3 protein-coding genes are annotated in these 2,997 nt (G+C 65.0%); 2 read left to right on the top strand and 1 reads right to left on the bottom strand.

Going from position 1 to position 2,997, the window contains the following annotated elements; all coding sequences use genetic code 11:
• Positions 1–510 precede the first annotated feature (510 nt).
• Both ISG32_RS27425 and ISG32_RS27430 read left to right on the top strand, forming a co-directional pair.
• Positions 511–1,050 (top strand): hypothetical protein, encoded by a 540-nt coding sequence (locus ISG32_RS27425; protein WP_228530165.1) that lies wholly within the window; start codon positions 511–513, stop codon positions 1,048–1,050.
• Positions 1,051–1,053: 3 nt separating this feature from the next.
• Positions 1,054–1,398: a hypothetical protein gene (locus ISG32_RS27430; RefSeq protein WP_194774146.1), complete on the top strand. Its 345-nt coding sequence runs from the start codon at positions 1,054–1,056 to the stop codon at positions 1,396–1,398.
• Between the two features lie 118 nt (positions 1,399–1,516).
• Here the strand turns inward: ISG32_RS27430 and ISG32_RS27435 are convergent, their stop codons facing one another.
• Complete coding sequence (locus ISG32_RS27435) at positions 1,517–2,593, bottom strand: plasmid recombination protein (RefSeq protein ID WP_194774147.1); 1,077 nt, start codon at positions 2,591–2,593, stop codon at positions 1,517–1,519.
• Positions 2,594–2,997 lie beyond the last annotated feature (404 nt).

Raw genomic sequence — 2,997 nt, forward strand, 5'->3', positions numbered from 1 at the left:
GCGCCCGGTGGCCGGGGTGGTCAACCGCTTGCGGTTGTCCACGCTGGACGCCCAGCCCCTGGCGGTTTTCGGGCTTCTGGGAAGTTTCAAAAAGTTGGGCGGCGCAAAGCGCTGCGGGGGGTTCGGGGGGCGTGCCCCCCGTGTCAGTGGAGCGGTGGGCAACCCGTAAATGGCCGGTGGGCGGTCAGGGTGCAGCCGCCAGGCTGTGCCCGCCGTCCACGGGCCATAGGGTTGTCCACGGCGGAACGGGTTCAGGGCACGGCGGTTGAGGCTGTTTGGCCCGCCGCAGGCGCTCCAACACCTGCTAGCAAGAACTAAGAAGGGAAACCGCGCAAACCCGCATGGATGCTAGGTCCTCCATGCTGGATTGAGAACTTGTTCGCTCAGACGGGTGTGCGTGTTCGCTCAAAATAAAGCTTGATTTTGAGCTAGTGAGCCTTTAAAGTAGTCCTCACAGGTTCAATTTAAGGGGTAAAAATGAGTGTTGTAAGGTACAAAACCAATCCTTTTTTGAGCGATTTGGTGGTCAACTTGCGGGAGAAGCAGGTGCGTCTCGGCCCCCTTGGGAAAGACTCTCATGTGCTGGTCAACGAATCAACGGGGCAGACCCAGGGCACCCACTTGGTTACCTATCGCTATGTCGATAACGAGCAGTTTTTGAAGCTGTTCACTCGGAATATTGCGCTGACCTTCGACCTCACATCGCCGGGGATCAAGGCGTTCAACGTGCTTTGTTGGGCCGTCCAGGCCGGTGCGCTGGCGAAAGATGAGGTGGCCCTCGATAGCTTCGCCCTGGAAGATTTTTTGGCCGCGCACCAGGGCCGAAATCCCCCCATCAAGGACTTCAGCATCGCTACTTTCAAACGCGGTTTGGCAGAGCTTGAGACGGCAAAATTGATAGCAAAAACGGTAAGAAAGGGGCGGTATTTCGTGAATCCTAGCTTCGTTTTCAATGGGGATCGAGTCGCGTTTTCGACCGTCATCGAGCGGAAAAAAGAGTCGCTGCAAGACGAGCTGGAAGCACGCGGCCAACAACGCTTGGATGTGTGAGCCATGGACGCCGACAAGCCTTGCCGCTGCCCCCGCTGTGGGTGGCTGGGCACCATCCACGATGCCGAGGCCTACCAGCCGCTGGCCCACCTTGAGCCGCTGAACATCTGCCCGCGCTGCGCTACCGAAACCGAGGTGCAGCCGCTGGGCCAGAAGGGCCTCGATGCGCTTTACCGGGAGTACGCCCTGCTGCTGAAACCGGGCTACCAGCCCCAGAGCGACAGGGCAGAGCGCCGCGCCCAGCTCGAACGGTTCTTCGAGCACATCGACCACCCGCCGCGCTCCACGTCAGGCCCCAACCTCTTCGAGGCGTTCAAGGTCATCGACAAGAGCGACAAAAAAGCGTGATCGCGCTTTTTGAAGTGCCCCGGAGTGCGTCACTACTCGGTAGTGACGCACCGCCCAAACCCAGCACTGGCGCGGCTTTGCGGCCAGTTTTGTTTAGTGATGACCTAGTGACGGAGGGCTAGCGCTCCAGGCCGTGGCCACGCTGCGGCCGCAGTTCTCGCAGCTCATCGAGCGCAGCATCCCGGCCTTGCCGATAGACCTGGGCCAGCTCGTCGGCCTTGTCCGCCCGCTTGCGCTGCTGCTCCAGCTCCCGGCGCAGCTCCTGCGCCTGCCTCTCGGCCAGCTCAGCGCGTGCCGTGTTGTCGGTGCTCTCCAGCACCTGCACCCGCTGCACCAGGCGGGATGCCTGCTTGCCGTCGAAGTCGGCCCGCGCCGCCTGCGCCGCCAGTGGCCGCGCCCGCTCCTGCACCAGCTCAGTGAGCCGCGCCGCCAGCTCGTCGCCGCTCTCGTACTGCTTGCCCAGCAAACCGGCCTTGGTCACGCGCTTGGTCACGTCCTGGGGCGTGATGACCAGCTCAGCGGGCACCGGCTGCGCCAGTGACCGGGCTTGCTCCTGCTCAGCTTTCCAGGCTCCCCGCGTCAGCCGACGTTTACCCGGCCCCCGGCGTGTAAGCGCGAAATGGGCCGCTACAGCCCTTTGAAAGCCATCCTGCCACCCCACCATTGCCTGCTTGTATGCGGCGTTCTGTGCGCCCTTCTTGGCCCCTTGCTGGGCCTTTTTGGCGGCGGCCTGCCGCCCTGGGTGCAGAACCTCGAACCGCTCCCCCGGCAGGGGCACGGCGTAGAAGTGCAGGTGCGGGTGGGCCTCGTCGGTGTGCTCGACCACCGACCGCAGCCGCTCCCCGTACTGCTCCCGAAGCCATGCCACCGTGGCCTCCCGAAAGCGGGGCCAGTCCTTGGCCTGCTCAGCGGGCAAGGACACCACCCCAGCAGCCAGGGCGAGGCCGTCGGCGCGCAGCTTGCGCCCCTTGGCGTCCTTGCTGCTGTCCGCCCAGTCGTGGGCCAGCTTCGCGGCCTCTGCCGGGGTGCAGCCGTGCAGCAGCTTGGGCGGCTTCGGCTGCTCGACGTGCGGGCAGGCGTCAGGCTCGCGCATGGCCTCGGCGGCGATCTCTCGCGCCGACCATTTGCGCGGCTGGCCGTGCTGCTTGGAGCCGGTGCGCGCGTATGCCTCCAGGTGCAGGAATTGATACCCCATGGCGCCAGTGTAGCGGGCTTGGTTTCATAAGCATAGTGACCGACTATGCTTATCTGCGATAAGCGTCGGCCCGCGCGTGCGCGGGGATACCAATATCAGGCCCCCCCCAAGGGGGCCGAATAAAGACAGCCCCCCCGGCCTCCGGCCCGCGCCTAGGGCGCTCCTCCGCGTGGGGCGGCACGCCCCCCGACCCCCTGGGCTGCGCCCCCTGGTGCGCCTTCGCGCACCGGGCCCCTGCTGCCTCGGTCACCCAGCCGGAGGGGTTCCGGGCACGGGTGCGCCCGGTGGCCGGGGTGGTCAACCGCTTGCGGTTGTCCACGCTGGACGCCCAGCCCCTGGCGGTTTTCGGGCTTCTGGGAAGTTTCAAAAAGTTGGGCGGCGCAAAGCGCTGCGGGGGGTTCGGG

It is taken from the genome of Diaphorobacter caeni, assembly GCF_015354245.1.
Taxonomy (GTDB): Bacteria; Pseudomonadota; Gammaproteobacteria; order Burkholderiales; family Burkholderiaceae_C; genus Diaphorobacter_A; species Diaphorobacter_A caeni.